This window comes from Mesorhizobium sp. M7A.F.Ca.US.014.04.1.1, from assembly GCF_003998745.1.
GTDB lineage: Bacteria > Pseudomonadota > Alphaproteobacteria > Rhizobiales > Rhizobiaceae > Mesorhizobium > Mesorhizobium ciceri.
Genome location: NZ_RZRW01000051.1, coordinates 1 through 17,778, shown reverse-complemented (window position 1 = coordinate 17,778; position 17,778 = coordinate 1). Strand labels below are relative to the sequence as shown.

Sequence of the window (17,778 nt, the reverse complement as noted above, 5' to 3'; positions counted from 1 at the left end):
ACGTCCGCACGCGCTGTATTCGAGGCTGCGTCTAACGTGAACGGATAGGCCAAAACTGCATGAGGTTCTCCGTGATTTCGAGCTTCGCAACCCGAGATTTGGAGAACCTCTCCTTCAATGCAGGAATCTCTATCTGAACGCGATCAGCTTGAAGTCGGTGGTTTAGATCTGCGACGTCAGCTCGACCGGAAAATCGTCATTGTCGGCATCGCGCATGGCGGCGAGGCTGCGATTATCCAGCACTTCGGCGATTGCCTGCCGCACCTCCAGCATCATGTGGCGGACCTGGCAGGTCGCCTCGTCGCAATCCTCGCAGCGTTGATACTGCGTGCGGCTGGCGCAAGGGATTGGCGCCAGCGGCCCGTCAAGCACGCGCACGACATGGCCGATCTTGATTTCGGAGGCCGGCCGGGCAAGGCGGTAGCCGCCTTCCTTGCCTTTGCGGCTCTGGACGAAGCCGGCATTGCGCAATTCGCCCAGGATGGCATCGAGGAATTTCTTCGGGATGTTGTTGGCCACAGCGATGTCATTGACGAAGGCCAATTGGCCGGCCGGCAGGCCAGACAGATGCACGAGGGCCTTGAGGCCGTATTTGCCTTTTTTTGTCAGCATGCCCAGATCAACCCATAAAAGCCCCAACCACTCGCATCTGGCGACTGTTTGTGTGCAAATAATGACGTCTTCGCCGCGCGATGATGTTTCGCGAAACAGCCACCAAATTGCACGTTAGGCATAAACGCGTTGATTCTTTGTAACGTTTTGCACTGAGAACGCGGATATTCCGCTGATAACCAGGTTATCGGCGTTCAAAAACGAAAAAAGCCGGCAGCGCGCCGGCTTTTTCGTCTGCTGTGCAGGTATCGCTGCCTCAGCGGCTGCCGTAGGTCTGGTCGAGCAGGCCGCCGGCGGCGAAATGCTCTTTCTGCACCTTGTCCCAGCCGCCGAAAACGTCTTCCACCGTCAGCAGCCGGACATCGGGGAAATCAGCCTTGTATTTCGCCGCCACAGCGGCGTCGCGGGCTCTGAGGCCGTTGCGGGCGGCGATGTCCTGGCCCTCCGGTGTGTAGAGGAAGTCGAGATAGGTCTTGGCCAGATCGCGCGTGCCGTGATCGTCGGCAACCTTGTCGACGATGGCGACCGGGAATTCGGCCAGCAGGCTGACCGAAGGCGTAACCTGCTCGAACTTGTCGTCGCCATACTCCTTGCGGATGCCGCGCGTCTCCGACTCGAAGGTGATCAGCACATCACCGATCTCGCGCTGCACGAAGGTGGTGGTCGCGGCGCGGCCGCCGGTGTCGAAGATCGGCACGTTGTTGAACAGCTTGGTGATGAACTCTTTCACCTTGGCGTCATCGCCCTTGAAGGCTTCCTTGGCGTAGGCGGTGGCCGCCAGATAGGTGTAGCGCGCATTGCCGGATGTTTTCGGGTTTGGGAAGATCACCTGCACGTCGTCGCGCACGAGATCGTTCCAGTCCTTGATGTGCTTGGGGTTGCCCGCGCGGACAAGGAACGAAGGCAGAGAATAGAAGGGCGAGGCATTGTCAGGGAAATCCTTCTGCCAGTCGGCCGAGACGAGGCCCTTCTTGACCAGGAAGTCGATGTCGATGACCTGGTTGAAGGTAACAACGTCGGCGCCAAGACCCTCGGCGATGGCGCGTGCCTGCGCCGAAGTGCCGGCATGCGACTGGTCGACGGTGACGCCCGGATGCTGGGCGATGAAAGCCTTGTTGACCTGCACGAACAGTTCGCGGCCGACATCATAGGATGCGTTGAGCAGTTTGTCGGCCGACCAGGCTTGGGAGGATGCAAGGAACAGGCCGGCGACGGTGGCAAGCCCGAGGAAAAATCGTTTCATGAAAACAGGCTCCGATGCAATGCGTTGATGGTCGGACCATAGCCGTGACGTATCATGCGCGACGAGGCATGCGCTCTCGGTTCGCGGCCTCGTCGTGGGAAAATATATCGCCTAAGTTGGCACCTGTTGGAATTCTGTTCCAGGAGATGGCTACCTTCGTCGGAGTTTTTCTGCGCCTTGTTTGCGGTGCTGCATGGCATATACAAAAGGCATATACAAAGAGCTGCCGCCATGCCCCAGAACCGTCATTCAACGCCGCCCAAGGAGGCGAAGCTGTTTCGCAACAACCGCAGCCCAACACGGGAGAGTTCACCCGGATCAGGAATCTGAAGGTCGAAAACCGGTTGGCGTAGCGCTTGAGCCGAGAATCAAGCCGCCGGAAAAAGCTTCCAGCGGCCGGGGCGGAACGCCACCCGGCTTTTTTGCGCCGCGGGATGATCGACCGGCAACTCGATTTCGACCCGCTGACGCTCACCACCGATTTCAAGCTCGACCCGGCGCGTGCCGGCGACGCGCCGGCTGGCGGCGACCGTGCCGGCGATGCAGCCGCTGCAGCCGTCCAGCAATTCGACATCGTGCGGGCGGAAGTAGAGCGTCGCATCGCCCGAGGGCTCGTTGGGCGCGGCAAGCCCGATCGGACGGTCGGCGAGCCAGATCTCGCCATTCTCGACTTTGACGGGAAGCGAGCTCGATTCACCGATGAAGCCGTAGACGAAGGGCGAGTTCGGCGTGTCGTAGATGTCGTCGGCGGTGCCGACCTGCTCGATGCGACCCTGGCTCATCACCACGACGCGGTCGGCAAGCTCCAGCGCCTCTTCCTGGTCGTGGGTGACGAAGACGGTGGTGTGGCCGGTGGCGTCATGGATTTCGCGCAGCCAGCGGCGCAATTCCCGGCGCACCTGCGCGTCAAGCGCGCCGAACGGTTCGTCGAGCAGCAGCACCTTGGGTTCGATGGCCATGGCGCGCGCCAGCGCCACGCGCTGCCGCTGGCCGCCGGAAAGCTGCGCCGGATAGCGCTTTTCCAGCCCCGACAGCTGGACAAGGTCTAGAAGCTCGGAGGCGCGGCGGCGGATCTCCTGCGCCGGCGGGCGCGACGGCCCGTGCCGGACCTTCAGGCCGAAGCCGATATTGTCGGCCACCGTCATGTGCCGGAACAGCGCATAGTGCTGGAAGACAAAGCCGACATTGCGATCCTGGATCGACTTGTGCGAGGCGTCCTCGTCGCCGAAGAAGATGTTTCCGCGCGTCGGCCGCTCCAGTCCGGCGATCAGCCTGAGCAGCGTCGTCTTGCCGGAGCCGGACGGCCCCAGCAACGCGATCAGTTCGCCCGACTTGATATCGAGCGACACGTCGTGGAGGGCCGGAAACCGGTCAAACTCCTTGCGCACGTTGGCAACGCGAACTTCCATGCAAATCCCTCTGTCAGTGTCCGCGCGTCGCGGCGATCTCGGCGCCGTAGCGCATCTCGAGAAGTGTTTTCAAGACCAGCGTGACGAGCGCCAGGCCCGCAAGCAATGAAGCGACGGCGAAGGCGCCGACGGCGTTGTACTCGTTATAGAGGATTTCGACATGCAGCGGCATGGTGTTGGTCAGGCCGCGTATATGGCCCGACACCACCGAGACTGCGCCGAACTCGCCCATGGCGCGCGCATTGCACAGGAGCACGCCGTAGAGCAGCCCCCATTTGACGTTGGGCAAGGTCACGTACCAGAAGGTCTGCCAACCATTGGCGCCAAGCGAAAGCGCTGCCTCCTCGTCGCCATTGCCTTGCTCCTGCATCAGCGGGATCAACTCGCGGGCGACGAAGGGGAAGGTGACGAAGATTGTGGCCAGCACGATGCCCGGCACGGCAAACAGGATGACGATGCCGTGCGCTTTCAGCCAGGTGCCGAGCAGCCCCTGGGCGCCGAATAGAAGCACATAGACGAGGCCCGATATGACCGGGGAGACCGAGAAGGGAAGGTCGATCAGCGTGGTCAGGAAGGCCTTGCCCTTGAACTCGAACTTGGCGATCGCCCAGGCGGCGGAGATGCCGAACACAATGTTGAGCGGTACCGAGATCGCGGCGACCAGCAGCGTCAGCCGGATCGCCGAGCGTGTGTCGGGATTGCCGAGCGCTTCGGTGTAGGCACCGATGCCCTTGGCGAAGGCTTCGTTGAAGACGATGATCAGCGGCAAGAGCAGGAAAATGCCGAGGAAGGCAAAGGCGACGGCCATCAGGGCCAGACGCGCCGGGCGGCTTTCCGTGACCGCCGCCGACTGGCTTTCATGGTGCGGTTCGTAAGATTTGATCTCCGGATCAGCCATAGCGCTTGCGGCTCCACGACTGTGCGAGATTGACGACCAAAAGCATGATGAATGACAGGGCGAGCATGATCGCCGCAATCGCGGTTGCCGCCGGGTAATTATATTCCTCCAGCCGGATGACGATCAGCAGCGGCGCGATCTCTGATTTGTAGGGCAAGTTGCCGGCGATGAAGATGACCGAGCCGTATTCGCCGACGCCGCGCGCGAAGGCGAGCGCGAAGCCGGTGACGATGGCCGGCGCCAGGCCCGGAAACAGGATGCGGGTGATGATCTGGAAACGATTGGCGCCAAGGGTGGCCGCGGCTTCCTCCACTTCCTTGTCGATCTCCTCCATGATCGGCTGCACGGTGCGCACGACGAAGGGCAGGCCGATGAAGATCAGCGCGATGACGATACCGAGCGGGGTATAGGCGACCTTGATGCCGAGCGGCATCAGCAATTTGCCGATCCAGCCGTTCGGCGCGTAGAGCGTGGTCAGCGCGATGCCGGCCACAGCCGTCGGCAAGGCGAAGGGCAGATCGACCATGGCATCGACGATGCGGCGGCCGGGGAAGCGGTAACGCACCAGCACCCATGCGACCAGCGTGCCGAAGACGACGTTGACAGCAGCCGCGACGAAGGCAGTGCCGAAGCTGATTCTCAGCGCATTGATGGTGCGGCGATCGGTGGCGATCGCCCAGAATTCAGGCCAGCCAAGGGCGGCCGAGCGCCAGAGCAGCCCGGATAGCGGGATGAGGATGATGAGGGTGAGGTAGGCAAGCGAGAAGCCGAGCGTCAATCCGAAACCCGGAATGACGCTCGGCTGCCTGAATCGCCACCCCGCCTGGGCGGGTGCTGTGGTCATGTCGTCCTGAATATCGACTGCTTACTGGGGCTTGTAGATCTGGTCGAATATACCACCATCGCCGAAATGATAAGGCTGTGCTTTTTTCCAGCCACCAAACTGTGGATCGTCGATGGTTACAAGTTTGATCGGCGGCAGCTTGGCGAGGTCCTCGGCCGGCACCAGATCGGGCTTGGCAGGACGATAATGGTTCTTGGCGATGATCGTCTGCGCTTCCTTGGAATAGAGCCAGCTCAGATAGGCTTCGGCGATCTTGCGCGTGCCCTTGGCATCGACATTGGCGTCGACCACCGCCACCGGCGGTTCTGCCAGGATGGAGGTCGGCGGGTAGACGATGTCGAAATTGTCGGCGCCGAACTCGTCGAGCGCCAGATAGGCCTCGTTTTCCCAGGCGATAAGCACATCGCCGAGACCCTTTTGCGCGAAGGTCACGGTCGAGCCGCGCGCGCCGGTGTCGAGCACCGGGGCATTGGCGTAGAGCTTGCCGACGAACTCCTTGGTCTTGGTCTCGTCGCCGCCGTCATTGGCGTTGGCGTAGGCCCATGCGGCGAGATAGTTCCAGCGCGCGCCGCCGGACGTCTTGGGATTGGGCGTGATCACCTGGACACCGTCCTTGACGAGGTCGCTCCAGTCGTGAATGCCCTTGGGATTGCCCTTGCGCACGAGGAAGATGATGGTCGAGGTGTAGGGCGCCGAATTGTTTTCGAATTTGGTGCGCCAGTCCGGATTGATCTTCTTCGACTTCGAGACGATGGCATTGATGTCGCCTTCGAGTGCCAGCGTCACCACATCGGCGTCGAGGCCGTCGATCACGGCGCGGGCCTGGGCGCCCGATCCGCCATGCGACTGCTGGACGGTGACCGTCTCTCCGGTCTCGGCCTTCCAATGGGCGACGAAAGCTTCGTCATAGGCCTTGTAGAGCTCGCGTGTCGGATCGTAGGAGACGTTGAGAATGGTGGTATCGGCAAACGCGAAACCGAGCGTGCCGAACTGGACAGATGTGGCGACCAGTGCGCCGAGCAGTTTCCTGAAATGAGGTTTGGTCATTTCTGCCTCCGTTGAACCTGCGCCAAATCTACCGAATTGGTAGAAATTAGGTGCATTCAATGTTGCCTTTTTTGCCCCTCTTGAGAAAATGTTCGGCGCCATTTCGTCCTTTGGAGAAATATTTTCCTCTTGCGGCCAAAGGAAGAATCCATGGCCCTGCCACTCAGCCTATCTAGCAATGGGTAGTGCCGAGGCAAGGTGTGGAATTTGATCCGGTGCCTCAATCGGCGGTGATGGGAAAGTCGAAACGCTGTTTGGCGAACGGTTCGCTTTTCAGCGTGAAGTGCCACCATTCCCTTGCATAGTTCTTGAAGCCGCCCGCGCGCATGGCTTCGACAAGCATCTTGCGATTTGCCGCCGCTTCACTGGCAGGGCCGCGGTATGCGGTTTCGCTCATTGAATCAAAGCAGTCGAAACCGGTACCGAAATCGAGCGTGTCGGCATCCCCGGTGCCGCAGGCCGGGTTCGGGCTGGACCTGCGGTCCATCTGGGCGACGGCGACGTCGACGGTCGAGCCACGTGAATGAGTCGACAACTCTCCGACATAGCCCTTGGCGATCAGGTCGCTGCGCCTGACCTCCGGATACCATTGCGGATCGGGCGGCCCGCCCTGTTTTGTCCATTCGCCCATGTCGGCGACGGCGCGGGCAGGGCGGTAGCAATCGAACACCACCAGGGTCAGGCGTTTGGCCGCGATCGCTTTCTGGACAGCGGAGAGTGCCTTCGCCGCATCCTCGGTGAGGATGCAGACCGGGGCGCCATAGCCGTTCACCTTGCGGTGCAGAAAATTATCCGATCCGGCGTAGCGGATGTCCTGGCGGATCGAGGGGTCGACATCGGCGAGCCGGACAAAGCCGGCGGGGAGTGGGTCAGCGAGAGCAGGGAGGGTGATTGCCGTGACAAGGATTGTTGCTGCCAGTGCTGAGGCTGCCGACAGGAAAGGATCGCGCGAGGCACCCCCCTCTGCCTTGCCAGGCATCTCCCCCGCAAGGGGGGAGATTGTCAGCTTTGGCGTCCTGCTCCACCATTGATAACTGGCGAAAGCGGCAAGGACATCCGATCGCCCTCCTTGCGGGGGAGATCGCCGGCAGGCCAGAGGGGGGTGCCTCGGAACAGGCATGGGTGAAGTATCCCGCTATCCGCTGAGCCTGTGGAAAGCCAATTCCACGAATCGCTTGCAGCCGTCTATTCGACAAACACCTTCACGCTCGCCGCGCGTCCCGCGGCGTCGATGACGGTCAGCGTCGAATAGCCGGCGCCGTCGGGCTGCCAGGTCGCGGTGCGGCGACGGTCGATGCCCACCAGCGGCTTGCCGTTGGCGAGCCAGCGGAACGGCGCACGGCCGCCTTGCAGCTTCAGCACCAGCGGCGAGGCGTCGACCGAATTGGTGCCGAGATCGACGCGGGCGCCGTCGGGCGGGAAGATGATGGTCGGTGCGGGTTCGGTCACTGTCGCCTGCACCAGGCCGTCCGCCCCGGCGCCGAAGCGGGCGAGCGTCACCGGCAGGTCCTCGCGCCTGGGGCTGAACAGTCCGGGCGGCTTGCCCGGCAAGGGGACGGTGGCCAGGCCCGAGCGGACAAAACCCTCGAACAGGATGGGAGCGGCCGAGACATAACCGGACAGTCCGGGCACCGCGCCGGCGTCGGGACGGCCGACCCAGACACCGAGCACATAGCGGCCGTCGAAGCCGACCGACCACGCGTCGCGGTAGCCGTAGGACGTGCCGGTCTTGTAGGCAATGCCGCGCTGCAGGGCACCCTCGGGCGGCTTGACGCCCGACAGTATGTCGATGATCTGCCAGTTGGCCTGACCGTCGAGGATGGTGGCGCTGGTGCGCTCGGCATTGGCCGGCTCGGTGCCGTCATGCAGCGTGTGCGTCTTGCCGCCATTGGCGAGCCCTGTGTAGAGCTGGGCGAGGTCGCGCAGCGTGACGCCTACGCCGCCAAGGCCGATGGCCAGGCCCGGCGCCTCGTTGACCGGCAGTATGGGGCTGACGCCGGCCTGGCGGAAGCGCGCCATCAGCCGCGTTGGCCCGACCGCGTCGAGCACGCGGATCGCCGGCACGTTGAGCGACAGTTGCAGGGCTTGCCGGATGCTGACATCGCCCTGGTAGCCCATGTCGAAATTCTTCGGCCGGTAGCCGGAGAAATCGACAGGGCTGTCATCGATCAGCGTCTCCTGCGCCACCAGGCCCTGTTCGAAGGCAAGACCGTAGATGAACGGCTTCAGCGTCGAGCCGGGCGAGCGGACGATCTTTGTCATGTCGATCCAGCCGGAGCGGCTGGCGTCGAAGAAATTGGCCGAGCCGACTTCGCCAAGGATGTCGCCGGTGCGGGAGTCGGCCAGCACCATGGCGACCGACAGGCGAGGGCCGAGCTTGGTGGCCGCGTCCCTCGCCACCTGTTCCAGCCCCTCCTGGACGCTCTTGCGGATCGTCAGTTGCAAGGGCTGGCCGGGGACGGCCTTGGGCAACATCGCATAGGCGGCGTGCGCGGCGAGCGCCGGCAGCGTGCGGCGCAGGTCCGAGACATCGTCGAGGGCGGCCCGTGCGGCCTCGCGCTCGCCGAGCAGGCGGGAGGAGACCATTCGGGTCAGCACCCGGTCGCGGGCGGCGTGGGCGATCTTCAAATTGCGGTCGGGCCGACGCTTTTCCGGCAGCTGCGGCAGAGCGACGAGCAGGACGGATTCGGAAACGGTGAGCCGTTTCGGCTCCTTGCCGAAATAGGCCAGCGAGGCGGCGCGCACGCGTTCCAGATTGCCGCCATAAGGCGCCAGCGTGAGGTAGCGTTCGAGGATTTCGCGTTTCGACAGCCGCCGTTCGATCTGGATGGCGCGCAGCATCTGCTTGATCTTGGAGCCGAGGCTGCGGCTTTCGCGCGGCTCGATCAGCCGGGCAAGCTGCATCGAAAGCGTCGAGCCGCCGGAAACGATGTGGCCGCTGGTGGCGAACTGGCCGGCGGCGCGCGCCAGCGCCAGCACGTCGACGCCCTCATGATCCCAGAAACGTTTGTCTTCATAGGTGACCAGCATGTCGACGAATTGCTTGTCGACCTGGTCGAGCCGGGTTTCGAGCCGCCAGTAGCCGTCCGGCGTGGCGAAGGCGCGCAACAACTGGCCATCGCGGTCCTGGACTTCGGTGGAGACCGTGAGTTCGGCTGGAAGCGGGGGCGGGAAGGCGCGGTCGAGTTCCCAGAGGGACGCGGCGGAAAGGGCGAGGATGCCGGCGCACCCTGCCGCTCCAACAGCGAATTTGCGAAGCATCTTCATGGCAGTAAAGATGCCCCCTCATCCGGCCGCTTCGCGGCCGCCTTCCCTCCGGTGGGGAGAAGAGACTGGCGCCAGCGCTGGCCGTCTCCTCTCCCCTCGGGGAGAGGTCGACCGAGCGAAGCGGAGGGCGGGTGAGGGGGCACTTTGCTCATCGCGTCCATCACCATCAGCGCCTTACGGCGCCTTGATCTCCATCATGCCGGTGGCGGTGCGGGCCGAGTATTGCGGCCGATACATGTCTTCCACCGTTGCCGCGGGGTGCGCATAGGTACCCGGCGTCACGGCGCGCACGACATAGGCGAGGGTCAGATTGTGGTCGTGGTCGCCGTCGGCCGGGTTGAATGCCGCGACGAAACGGTCGTCGCGGAATTCGAGATGGGCCGCATCGGTCTGCGCCAGCCACGAGAAGTTCGTCAACTGGGCGCTGGAGACCAGGCCGGGATTGTCGATCTCGAAGCCGGCCGGCAACAGGTCGGTGACCAGCAGGCGCGATGGCCATGTGTTCTGCTCGTTGACTTTGAGCACGACGACATAGCGTTCGTTCTGCGTCGCTTCGGTGACATTGGCCTCGGTGCCGTCGAGCTTGTAGTAGGTGCGGCTGATGGTGAAGCCATCGCCGCCGGCCGGCAGGGGCTGGACCGGCGACGCCACCGTGGTGACGACGGCCTGCAGCGGGGTCTTGCCGGTGTTGGCGATGGTCAGCGGGCTTTCGACAAGGTCAGAGCCTTCGACCTGGTCGGAGTAGCCGCCGGAATGTGCCGCGCCATTGACGGTCAGCGTGATCGTATCATTGCCTTCTTTCAGCGCGCGGGCCGCCAGCAGCATCCAGGATTCGTCCTGGGTGCTGGTCCAGCGGGCTTCGGCGCGTTCCCTGGTCACCAGCCTGATCAGCTCCGGCACGATTGTCGGTACCGGCTTGGATTCCGCCGCCAACGCCAGCATCGCCGCGCCATCACGCAGCCGCGAACCGTAGTCGGAGCGGTAGTAGTCGTAGTCGGTGGTCGACTTGGCCAACTGCAGGGCAGTCTTGAACGTCGATTCCGCACGCGGTGTATCGCCGTAGAGCGCCAGGCTTGCCGCCAGCTGGGCAACGGCCATCGGGCTGGAAAAAGCTTCGAGTTGCGTGTCCGCATAGTAGCGCAGGTCGCCGATCGAGGCCTTCTTGTTGCGGGCCAGAACGTAGAGGGCGTAGGCGATCTCGCTGCCCCGGTCCTGGACGCTCTGGTCGTAGCCGAGTGAGTTCTGCAGGTTGCTGAGCGCCTGGTTCATGGCCAGGCTCGGCACGTCGTATTTCTGCTCGCGCGCCCTGGTCAGGAAGTCGGTGACATAGGCATCGAGCCACAGATCGCCGGAGCCCGGCCCCCACAGGCCGAAGCTGCCGCCCGAGGCCTGATAGCTCAGAACCTTGTAGATGGCGTCCTGAATGCGGCCATGGATATCTGGATCGCTGGCCATGCCGATGCCTGACGCCAATTCATTGACGTAGAGAAGCGGCATGGCGCGGCTGGTGGTCTGCTCGGCGCACCCATAGGGGTAGCGGTCGAGCGTCATCAGCAGCGAAGGCACGTCGAAGGCGGCAGCCTGCGAAACGCCGACGCTGACAGAGGCGCCGTCGAGCAGGCTTGCCGCGAGCAGCTCCTTGTCGACGCGAAGCGCGCCGCCATCGCCCTTGAGGTCGACCACCAGGCGGGTGGTGACCGGTAATTGCGCCGGGCGCACCGGCACATAGAGCGTCTGCTCGACCTTGGTGCCGTCGGCATGGGCAAGCTTGATGGTGAGCGAGGCATTGCCGGCCGTCTGAGCGATCAGCGGCACGGTTAGCGTCTGGCGCTTGCCCTGGGCGAGCGTCAGCTTCTGGGGCAGGGGCTTGTCGCCCGTCGACAGGTCGCCCGTCGTTTCGATCGAGAACGCATAGTCGCCGGCCGGACCATCGGTGTCGGCGACGTCGAGGCGCATAACGGCGGCGTCACCAGGCGCCAGGAAGCGCGGCAGGCCGGCGGTGATGACCACGGGATCGCGCACGATCACGTCGGACTGGGCGTGGCCGACCGCGTCCTTGGTCCAGGCGACGGCCATGACGCGCACGGTGCCGTTGAACTGCGGGATGTCGAAGTCGACCCGCGCCTTGCCGTCGGCGTCAAGCTCGACGACGCCGGAAAAGAAGGCGACAAGCTTTTCGGTCGGCGGGCTGCCTTGCGCCTGCATGTTGGCGCCGTCGCCGCCGGTCCTGAGCTTGCCGGCGTTGCCCAGAGAACCGTCGATCAGGCGACCGTAGATGTCGCGGATTTCCATGCCCAGCATGCGCTGGCCGAAGAACCAGTTCTCCGGATCCGGCGCCTTGTAGCTGGTCAGATTGAGGATGCCGACATCGACGGCGGCAACCATGACATAGGCATTGCTGCCCGGCTGCACGCCGGCGACCGAAACCGGGATCGACAGCTGCTGGCGCGGCATGGTCTTGTCCGGTGGCGTCAAGGTGATGGCGAGCTTCTTCGAACCCGGATCGACCTTCAGCCATTTCACGCCGATGGCGCGGGCCGGCATGCGCGTCTCCTGCGCATCGCCCGGCCGGAACAGGGTTGCGGTGACATAGGCGCCGGCGCCCCAGTCGTCGCCGACCGGAATGTCGACGGTGCTGCCGCCGGCCGGCACTGACGCCGTGATGGTCTTCAACAGCTTGTCGGAGCCGATGTTGATCAAGAGTTCGCCGGCAAAATGCGGCGAGATTTTCAGCTTGGCCACTTCGCCGGCGGCATAATTGTCCTTGTCGAGGGCGATTTCGAGGCCGTCAGGCGTTTCGGTGGTGGTCGAGGAGACATACCAGCCGGCGTCGAACTCGTAGCTGGTCGCCGGTCCTTCCGGATCGGCGGTTTCAACCTCGAGCCTGTACTGACCCCAATCGACCGGCACGGAGACCGTTGCGTCGCCGTCGGCGTTGAGGTCGACCTGGCCGTTGGCGATCGACTTGGTGAAGGTCACCGGCTCGTAATTCCACGAATTGTTGGAGCGGTACCACTGGTAATTGCGTTCGACCTTGACCAGCGTCCATTGCGCGCCTTTCAGCGCCTCACGCTTGCCGTCGGGATCGACGGCGATCAGGCTGAACTTGGCCGTGCCGCCCTGCGGCACTTCATTGTCGGCGAAATCCGGACGAATGCCGATCATATGGCCCTGCGGGCGGATGCCGATGTTGAGCGAGCGCTCGATGGCGCGGCCGCCGGTTTCACGCATCCTGACCGTCACCTTGGCGTCGACCAGCTTGGTGGTCGAGGGCAGTTGGTCGACGGAGACCGGGAAGGTCGCCTTGCCGTCATCGCCAACCACCGGCAGATCGGCGAGGGGGGTGACCGTGGGTTCGGCCGACTGCTCGTCGGCGAGACCGAAGGAAAAGCCCTGGAAACGGTCCCAGTCGCGCGAAGTCGACAGCGTCAGCTCGCCTTCCAGCGCCAAGCCTGCTGCCGGCGCGCCATAGAGGAAGCGGCCGTCAATGTCGATGTTGGCGGTTTCGCCCTGGGCGATTTCCTGCTTGTCGGCCTTCATGTCGAATTCGATGCGATCCGGCACGAAATCCTCGACCAGGAACATCTGGCTGGCCACCGCGGGCTGCTTGGGATCGGTGTAGATCGACACCGACCAGGTGCCTCGCATGGCGTTGGGGGCGAGCGGCAGGTCGACGGCATGGCCGCCGGCCGATGCGCCGTCGCTGACGATACGGCGGTCCTCGACGCCGTCGGGGCGCGAGAAGATGAAGGTCAACGGCAGGTTTTCGACCGCCTTGGCGGCACCGTCGCGAGCAAGTGCGGCGACATGAACATCCTCGCCGGCGCGGTAGATACCGCGTTCGGTCCAGGCATAGACGTCGAGCGCACCTGGCGCCGCGCGCCCGGTGACGCCGCGGTCGGACAGGTCGAAGCCGGCCCGGCCCATGTCGAGGAAGACGAAGTCATTGTCGCCCTGCTTGGCCATCAGCACGGCCGGCACCATGCCGCCGTCGCCGCGCGTCAGGCCGGGGTTGAAGACGGCATGGCCGTCGGCATCCGACGTCGCCGTGCCCAGAACCTCATTGTTCCTGGCGACCAGCGTCAGTTCGGCGCCGGCGATCGGCTTGGCGCTGCCCAGCGAACGGGCAAAGACATTGAGCCCGTCCTGACCGGTATAGGTCGACAGGCCGATGTCGGAGACGACGAACCATTGCGTGGCCATCGAGTTGTAGTCGTCGCTCTTGTTGTTGACGGCCTGGGCGGTCAGCACGTAGACGCCGGGCTTGCGCTGCGGCACCGCCTCGTCGACCGGGAAGGAGGTGGTGACCTCCTTGTTGAGGTCATTGGCGATGTCGAGCTGGCCTTGCCAGACCGGCGCGCCCATCTGCTCGGAAATGTTGGAGATGTCATAGCCGTCCAGCTGGTGCAGGAACTGGTAGCCCGACAGAAGCTGTGCCAGCGAACGATCGCCGATGCGATAGAGCTTCATCTCGGCGGCGTTCATGTTGACGGTAACGATCGGAATACCGCGGCGCGCGCCGGCCGGCAGCACGAAGCTATCACCGGTGAAGCGGGCGGACGGTGCGCGGTCCTGGACATAGATCGACAGCACCACGGGTGCCGCGGTCACTTCGCCGATTGCCGCCGGCAGGCCGGCGCGGAAGGTGACGTCGTAGTGCTGGCCATGCTCCAGCCCTTCGACGCAGATCTGCTTGTCCTTGGCCTCGACGCCCTTGGGCGGTGCATTGTCGACGGTGACGAATTGCGCGTAATCGACGCCGGTCTTGACCAGATCTTCGGAGAATTGCGCGCAGATGCGCGGCGCGCTGGTGTCGGCGTCGATGGTGTGGTCGATAACGCGGAAACCCTTGCGCGCCTTCAGATCGGCATAGTCGGCCTGGACCGCCGGCGACGGGTTCAGGGCAAGGCTCGCCTCATAGGCCTGTAGCGCCGGCCGGTAGAGATCGCGCTTGTCGAGGCCGTTGCCGAGCAGCGCCAGCACTTCGGCGCGCGTCTTGGTGGTGCGCAGTAGTTTATAGGCATTGAATGCGGCCGAAGTGCCGTTCGTCGGCAAAGTGGAAGCTTCGGATGTGCTGGCGGCGGGCTGCACGGCCAGCGTTTCACGCGCCAGGTTGAGCCAGAGCTGGCCATCATCGGGCAGTACCGAGACAGCGGCCTCGTATTTCAGCATGGCGGAGCGGTGGTCGCCGGTCAGCACGGCCTGTTCGGCGGCACTCAGCAAGGCAGCCATGCCTTCTGTCGGCTTGTCATAGGCCGGGCCGAGCAGCTTGTTGCGGTATTGCTGGGCCTGGTCGGCCATCCAGTTGGGGAAAAAGGCGAGTTCCGGCGGCGCGCCGATATCAGGATCGCCATCGATGTTGACGACCTTGCCGGCGACCGCGCCGTTGAAGGTTTTCAACTGGTTGTAGTCGGATTTGAGGAAGCACCATTTGGCTTTTTTATTGTAGGTGAAGGCGCGGCAGGCCGGGTCTCCCAGGCATGTCGTCTTGCACTGGTCGATTGTCACATTCTGGTCGGACCTGAGATCAAAACCGAAATAATCGGAATTGTCCGTTGTCGCGATACGCCGGGCCTCGGCCGCCTGCGAGACGCTGCTCCAGGCCAGGACATTGGCCCAGGCAAAAAACAGGAGAATCAGAATCGAAAGACCACGAGCCGCGCGCATTGCCATAACACCCCTCCAGACACAGCTGACGTCCGGGCATGATCAAGCTTCAGTCAGGCTTGTCAACACAAGGACGCGGCAGGGTTCCGCCTGCCAACGGTTTCCTTTCCGGTCGATGACCGGTAGTACCTCCATAGGACAGGGGATCACGCTTTCTTGCGGCGACGCAAAAGGTGTGAATTCCAAGCCCGTCCTATTTCAGACAATTGGATTGTGGCCCCTTTACGAGCGCTTCAGAACTTCATTCCAATTTTAGTTTTGTAACCTAGGTTGTCTTAATGCCGGCGCATGAAGAGCAGATGTCAGGAGGTCGCGCGCCAGGGCGTGCGCTTCCGCGCGCCCTGCTGCTGGCCATGATGTGCTCGACCGTGCTCGTCGCCGAATCGTCCCCGGCGGCCGCTTTCGAGCTTTTCGGCATCAAGCTGTGGGGATCGTCCAGCGACGAGGATGCCGACATCGTCGATCCGCTGCGCTACGCCGTGACCATCAATGCCCCCGATGCCGACAAGAACCTGGTCAAGAAGCTCGAAAATGCCTCGGCGCTGAAGAGCGACGAGGAGCGTCCGGTTTCAGGCTCGCTCGGGCTGATGGCCAAGGCGCGCAGCGACCGCGAACAGCTTGTCGCCGCGCTCTATGCCGATGCCCGCTACGAAGGCGTCGTCACCGTCACCATCGACGGCAAGCCGCTCGACGATTTGCCGCCGGATGCCGAATTCAAGGGTCCGCAGCCGGTTCCCGTGGCGATCGACATTGCTACCGGGCCGAAATTCACCTTGGGCAATATCAGGCTGCAAGGCGACGCGGCAGGACTGATGAGCGCCGATTATGGCCTGATATCAGGCGGCGACGCCGGATCCGGCGCAGTGCTCAAGGCCGAGGCGCTGATCGTGCGGACGCTGAAGGAGCAAGGCAGGCCGCTGGCAGAGGTGACGGACCGCCAGATCGTCGCCGACCATGCCACCTCGACGCTCGACGTGACGCTGACGGTCGCCGCCGGACCGGTCGCCGGCTATGGCCCGACCACCGTGGAAGGCACCGAGAAGGTCGACCGCGACTTCACCGAATACATGACCGGCCTCAAGCGCGGCCGGCAATACTCGCCGCAAGAGATCGACGATGCGCGCGACCGGTTGCTGGCGCTCGAGGTCTTCAACAGCGTGACGTTCAAGGAAGCCGACACGCTCGATGCCGACGGCAACATTCCGATCGGCGTCCAGGTCAGCGAGCGCAAGCCACGCTATTTCGGCGTCGGCGGCACTTTTTCCAACACCGAGGGGCTGGGCCTTGAGGGCTATTGGGGCCACCGCAATTTGTTCGGCCGGGCCGAGAAGCTGCGCATCGATGGCAAGATCAGCGGCATCGGCAGCAACGATCTCGGCGAACTCAACTACAATGCCGGCATCATGTTCGAGAAACCCGGTGTGATCGGACCGGCATCGAAGTTCTTCGCCAGCGTCAAGACGGTGCTCGAACATCCTGATGCCTATGACCATTTCTCGATCAAGGGCAGCACCGGACTGTCCTACGAACTGACCAAGAAGCAGACGGTTTCCGCCGAGGTGGCGCTCGACTATTCCCGCATCCACGACGCTTTCGGCAAGCACAAATACCTGATCGCCAGCATTCCGCTGCAATATGTCTACGACAACAGGGACAACCGCCTGAACCCGACCAGCGGCTTTCGGGTGCTGGCCTATGCCGAGCCGAGCTACGACATTTTGAATGGTGCGGCCTTCCTGAAGCTGAGGGGCGAAGGGTCGGCCTATCAGTCGCTGGATTCGGCTTCCAAGTTCGTGCTGGCCGAACGTGTCGCCATCGGTTCGATCGTGGGCACCGGGCTTCAGAATGTGCCGGCCGACCGGCGCTTCTATTCCGGCGGCGGCGGTTCGGTGCGCGGCTACGCCTATCAGGGCATCGGTCCGAAGGATTTCACCGGCCAGCCGATCGGCGGCCTGTCCTTCTTCGAAACCTCGGTCGAGATGCGCATCGCCATCACCGACACGATCGGCATCGTGCCGTTCGTCGATGCCGGCACCGTGTCGACCAAATCGGTTCCCGATTTCTCCGATGTCAAGGTCGGCGACGGCGTCGGCCTGCGCTATGTCACGCCGTTCGGGCCGCTGCGCATCGACGCGGCCGTGCCGCTCAACCGCGATCCGGGCGATCCGCATTTCGGCATCTATGCCGGCATCGGACAGGCATTCTGAGCGATGAAAACAGTCTGGCGCATCCTCCGCATTGTTCTCTACACCCTGCTGATCGTGATTGCGGGAGCGATCGGCGCGCTGGTGGTGCTAACCAAGACCGAGCGCGGCCGCGACAATCTCGCCGGCATCATTTCGCGGCTGGCATCGACCGACGACCGCAAGATCACGGTCAGCGGCATAGACGGCATCTGGTCGGGAGCCCTCAGCGTCGACCATGTCGTGCTGGAGGATCGCGAGGGTGCCTGGCTGGTGGCGCGCAAGGTGGCCGTCGACTGGTCGCCGCTGGCGCTGCTGTCGAAAAACTTCAGCGCCGACCGCATCGCTGCCGAGCGCATAGAACTCGCCCGGTTGCCGGTGGCCAGCACGCAGCCGGCGCCGAGCGGCGGCACGACGACGCTGCCGGTTTCCATCGACATCAAGCAGATCGACCTGCCCGAGATCGCGCTTGGCCAGCAACTGGCCGGCAGCGGCATCGCCGAACTTGCCGCCAGGGGCATGCTCAAGGCCGACGCCGCGCCGCTGGCGGTCGAGACGGTGCTCAACGTCACCCGCCATGACGGCAAGCCAGGCAATGTCGATGCCAA

Annotated in this window: 11 protein-coding genes; 2 read left to right on the top strand and 9 right to left on the bottom strand. The window is 63.6% G+C overall.

From position 1 onward, the window contains the following. Positions 1-162 precede the first annotated feature (162 nt). From EOA22_RS05760 to EOA22_RS05720, 9 genes are all read right to left on the bottom strand, one after another. Positions 163-612 (bottom strand): Rrf2 family transcriptional regulator, encoded by a 450-nt coding sequence (locus EOA22_RS05760; protein ID WP_013530871.1) that lies wholly within the window; start codon positions 610-612, stop codon positions 163-165. A 256-nt stretch (positions 613-868) separates the two neighbouring features. Further along, positions 869-1,855, bottom strand: coding sequence for a sulfate ABC transporter substrate-binding protein (locus tag EOA22_RS05755; RefSeq protein ID WP_013530872.1), 987 nt, complete (start codon positions 1,853-1,855; stop codon positions 869-871). A 368-nt stretch (positions 1,856-2,223) separates the two neighbouring features. Next, the gene (locus tag EOA22_RS05750; RefSeq protein ID WP_013530873.1) at positions 2,224-3,264 is read right to left on the bottom strand and encodes a sulfate/molybdate ABC transporter ATP-binding protein; all 1,041 of its coding nucleotides are present in this window, start codon (positions 3,262-3,264) and stop codon (positions 2,224-2,226) included. Between the two features lie 13 nt (positions 3,265-3,277). Further along, positions 3,278-4,162 (bottom strand): sulfate ABC transporter permease subunit CysW, encoded by an 885-nt coding sequence (cysW, locus tag EOA22_RS05745; protein ID WP_013530874.1) that lies wholly within the window; start codon positions 4,160-4,162, stop codon positions 3,278-3,280. Next, positions 4,155-5,006, bottom strand: coding sequence for a sulfate ABC transporter permease subunit CysT (gene cysT / locus EOA22_RS05740; protein WP_013530875.1), 852 nt, complete (start codon positions 5,004-5,006; stop codon positions 4,155-4,157). Before cysT ends, cysW begins: the two co-directional genes overlap by 8 nt. Before the next feature lie 21 nt (positions 5,007-5,027). Continuing rightward, positions 5,028-6,053, bottom strand: coding sequence for a sulfate ABC transporter substrate-binding protein (locus tag EOA22_RS05735; protein WP_013530876.1), 1,026 nt, complete (start codon positions 6,051-6,053; stop codon positions 5,028-5,030). Positions 6,054-6,273: 220 nt separating this feature from the next. Then, a complete protein-coding gene (locus EOA22_RS05730) occupies positions 6,274-7,032 on the bottom strand; it encodes a M15 family metallopeptidase (protein ID WP_244514314.1) in 759 nt (252 codons plus the stop codon). Between the two features lie 206 nt (positions 7,033-7,238). Next, entirely contained in the window at positions 7,239-9,320 is a 2,082-nt protein-coding gene (gene pbpC / locus EOA22_RS05725; protein WP_127389875.1) for a penicillin-binding protein 1C, read from the bottom strand. A 174-nt stretch (positions 9,321-9,494) separates the two neighbouring features. After that, positions 9,495-14,993 (bottom strand): alpha-2-macroglobulin family protein, encoded by a 5,499-nt coding sequence (locus tag EOA22_RS05720; protein WP_063168513.1) that lies wholly within the window; start codon positions 14,991-14,993, stop codon positions 9,495-9,497. Positions 14,994-15,265: 272 nt separating this feature from the next. Here EOA22_RS05720 and EOA22_RS05715 point away from each other — a divergent pair, with 272 nt between their 5' ends. Together EOA22_RS05715 and EOA22_RS05710 are read left to right on the top strand one after the other, a co-directional pair. Next, the gene (locus tag EOA22_RS05715) at positions 15,266-17,194 is read left to right on the top strand and encodes an autotransporter assembly complex family protein (RefSeq protein WP_127389874.1); all 1,929 of its coding nucleotides are present in this window, start codon (positions 15,266-15,268) and stop codon (positions 17,192-17,194) included. Between the two features lie 3 nt (positions 17,195-17,197). Next, positions 17,198-17,778, top strand: a 581-nt coding sequence (locus tag EOA22_RS05710; protein ID WP_164755262.1) for a hypothetical protein, incomplete at its 3' end; no start/stop codon positions are given.

Coding starts and splice junctions, on each gene's coding strand:
- EOA22_RS05760 (WP_013530871.1), bottom strand. CDS start 612: ATGCTGACAAAAAAAGGCAAATACGGCCTCAAGGCCCTCGTGCATCTG.
- EOA22_RS05755 (WP_013530872.1), bottom strand. CDS start 1,855: ATGAAACGATTTTTCCTCGGGCTTGCCACCGTCGCCGGCCTGTTCCTT.
- EOA22_RS05750 (WP_013530873.1), bottom strand. CDS start 3,264: ATGGAAGTTCGCGTTGCCAACGTGCGCAAGGAGTTTGACCGGTTTCCG.
- cysW (WP_013530874.1), bottom strand. CDS start 4,162: ATGGCTGATCCGGAGATCAAATCTTACGAACCGCACCATGAAAGCCAG.
- cysT (WP_013530875.1), bottom strand. CDS start 5,006: ATGACCACAGCACCCGCCCAGGCGGGGTGGCGATTCAGGCAGCCGAGC.
- EOA22_RS05735 (WP_013530876.1), bottom strand. CDS start 6,053: ATGACCAAACCTCATTTCAGGAAACTGCTCGGCGCACTGGTCGCCACA.
- EOA22_RS05730 (WP_244514314.1), bottom strand. CDS start 7,032: ATGCCTGGCAAGGCAGAGGGGGGTGCCTCGCGCGATCCTTTCCTGTCG.
- pbpC (WP_127389875.1), bottom strand. CDS start 9,320: ATGAAGATGCTTCGCAAATTCGCTGTTGGAGCGGCAGGGTGCGCCGGC.
- EOA22_RS05720 (WP_063168513.1), bottom strand. CDS start 14,993: ATGGCAATGCGCGCGGCTCGTGGTCTTTCGATTCTGATTCTCCTGTTT.
- EOA22_RS05715 (WP_127389874.1), top strand. CDS start 15,266: ATGCCGGCGCATGAAGAGCAGATGTCAGGAGGTCGCGCGCCAGGGCGT.